This window comes from Streptomyces sp. NPDC102437 (genome assembly GCF_044765565.1).
Lineage (GTDB): Bacteria > Actinomycetota > Actinomycetes > Streptomycetales > Streptomycetaceae > Streptomyces.
This window is the reverse complement of sequence record NZ_JBIWKI010000140.1, coordinates 1-2,523: the sequence shown is the minus strand read 5'-3', so window position 1 is coordinate 2,523 and position 2,523 is coordinate 1. Positions and strand designations below refer to the sequence as shown.

The 2,523-nt window shown below is 65.6% G+C and carries 2 protein-coding genes; both read right to left on the bottom strand.

The features are described from left to right. Nucleotides 1–420 precede the first annotated feature (420 nt). On the bottom strand, nt 421–903 hold the full coding sequence (locus ACIRJP_RS42360; RefSeq protein ID WP_404186549.1) for a hypothetical protein: 483 nt from the start codon (nt 901–903) through the stop codon (nt 421–423). Between the two features lie 52 nt (nt 904–955). Continuing rightward, on the bottom strand, nt 956–2,068 hold the full coding sequence (locus ACIRJP_RS42355; RefSeq protein WP_404186547.1) for a NucA/NucB deoxyribonuclease domain-containing protein: 1,113 nt from the start codon (nt 2,066–2,068) through the stop codon (nt 956–958). Between the last annotated feature and the right edge of the window lie 455 nt (nt 2,069–2,523).

Genomic DNA, 2,523 nt, shown 5'->3' with positions numbered 1-2,523 from the left:
CGATCTCCGATCGCCTACGAGAACGCCCTCCAACCACCATCAACTACCCTGGCCCAAGCCGCATAGACGTGTTCAATATCTGGGGTCAAGGCCCCTCCCCTCCGCCCCTCCCCCACCGGCCAGAACGCCGATGACACGTCAAAGGCCGACCGGGGGCGGCGCCGCAGCGCCGCCGTTCATGGATCCGGCCGGCTCACGCACGACCTTGCCCCAGCCCGGCCGGACCCGGTGGGCGAATACCCGAACCGGTGAATCACGGTGAATCACGGTTCCCCAGCATCGACGTCAGCCCGGACAGGATGGGAGCTCAGCCGTCGCCTCCTGCTGCATCTCCCGGCATCGCGTGGAACCCACGGTATTTCTGGGCTTGGCCTTTCAGCGACGGGTCCGCCGCTTTGCGGCGGCGGACCCGTTGTTCTTCTAGAGCTGGCGCCATTCGGCGCCGACCTGGTCGGTCTGGCGGATGATCCGTTCTCCGGCCGCGGGAGCGGGCCACACCTGAAGCAGGTACACCTCGACCGGGTCGTCGTCGGGGCCGAGACTGTCCTTGGCGCGTCCCTCGTCACGGCCGCGGGCATGGACACGCACGCGGTAGGCTCCCGGTCCGTTGGGGGCGAGGTCGGGCAGGTCCTCGGCTTCGCCGTCCTCCCAGGAGGTGACAAGAGCCGAGCCGGTGGTGGAGATGAACGACGTCTCCACCGCCTCGTCCCAGTCGCCCTCGTGGAGCGGTGGCTCGGACGCGTGCGTGGTGACGGTGACCTCGACCGGTCCGACGGTCAGTCCGGTCAGGATGCTGGCCCCGTCCTCCTCGACGGCGATCAGCCCGTTGCCGGCGTCCGCAATGTCCGGTGCCTGGTCGGTACCGAGGTCGGGGTCGATGATGTAGAACTGACGGGCATACACCCACACACGGGTACTCCCGCGTTCTTCCGGCATACCGGGTGCCCCCTCGGTGTTAGGAGATGGCGACCCAGAAGGCGTCGCCGTTCAGGACCCTATTGTCCTTGTACGCCTTGAGCAGGTACTTGGATCCACCGGCGGTGCTGTTGTGCTTCTCGTTGATCATCCGGCGGCTGAAGACACCCGTCGCTCCGCCTTCCTTGGTCGACGCGAAGGGGTACTCGTCGCAGCTCTTGCCCGTCGGGCGGGGCAGACTGCTCGGGCAGGCCTTGCCACGGTTCTTCTTAATCCGCTCCTTGTCAGTGGTGCGGTGCAGGGGCTTGCCTACGCCGGGCAGCCCCGGATGGCCCTTCAGCTTGCGCTGCGCGTCCCAGACATGCTGCGCCGCTTCCTTGACGTTCTTGTCGGTGCGGGACATCGCGAAGGCAGGAACATACGCCGGGTGAACGCACCCGCCTGCCTTGGTCGTGATCCCCTTGACGGAGTCACAGCGCACGGTGGCGGCCTGTGCGAGGCTGCCGGTCGCAGGTGACCCGACGGCCGCCTTCAGGGTGACGACGGGTGTTTCCTTGTGCTTGAGCGTCTTCGACCCGGGTGATTTCAGGGCGAACGGGAAGCTGGTTTCCTTCTTGACCGACAGGCCCTTGGCGCCGGGAGCGGAGGTCACCGTGCACTTGGTCTTCGCGGACTTGCCGCAGTTCAGCTTCAGGCTTGCGATCACGCCCCGGGCCGCCCCGCTAGCGCTGGTCGGGTAGAGACCGATGGTGTGCTTCCAGGTCCGTGAGTCCCTGGCCGCGAGCGAGGTGCGCTGAGTGACCCGGATGTTCATCGTGCCCAGCAGCTTCCCGCTGGGCACCTCAATGATGTCGAACCGCAGGCTGCTGACCGAGCACGCCTTGTGCCGGTCATAGGTGAGGTAGCCGGCCCTGCATGTCAGCCCGGCCGCCGCTGACATCGCGGTGGACGTGGCGGCCGTTGTCCGGGTCGCCTGGGTACAGGTGACGGTGTGCTCGCCGCGCGCGGCCGCGGACTGCACGGCCTTGTGGCAATCGGCATTCAGTGGTTGGGCGGTGGGCTGCGCATGGGCGGGTGCGGTGCCAGTCATGAGAGCGGCTGTGACACCTGCCGCTCCGATGACCGCCGCGATCCGTTGACGTGTGATGCTCATTGATTCCCCCTCCTGACGGCCCGGGGCGCAGCAGGGCAGGGCTGGAGGTGTCAACTGGCTCCCCCGAGCGATGCGCTGTGCTGCGGCCAGGCACACGTACTACCGACGCAACAGACTTGGCTGCTGCAACGTGAGCAAACTTATAGACAGAACCCTTACCCATCAAGCGAATTGCAACTATCCAGCCAATAGGCTTAATCAGCCGACCGATAGCCACCCGCGGATCCGGTTCGCAATCGAACTCTAGAAGCACTATTGCAAAGTTTCTGGCGACTCGGACGGCATCGCGGGGTAGGCGGCTAAAGCCCGCTGACACCGAGCACCGTGGGCTGCAGGGCACCGTGCCCTCGGGTTGTCCTAACTGATCGTTTCAGAATGAAGTTCGTTGTGGGTCTTGGCAGTTGGGTGATGTGTCGGCAGGATCTGTTGGGTGTCTGCTGATCTTGTGCCTGATG

What these genes read in the sequence shown, in the direction of transcription:
- ACIRJP_RS42355 (WP_404186547.1), bottom strand. Translation starts at nt 2,068, where the DNA reads ATGAGCATCACACGTCAACGGATCGCGGCGGTCATCGGAGCGGCAGGT.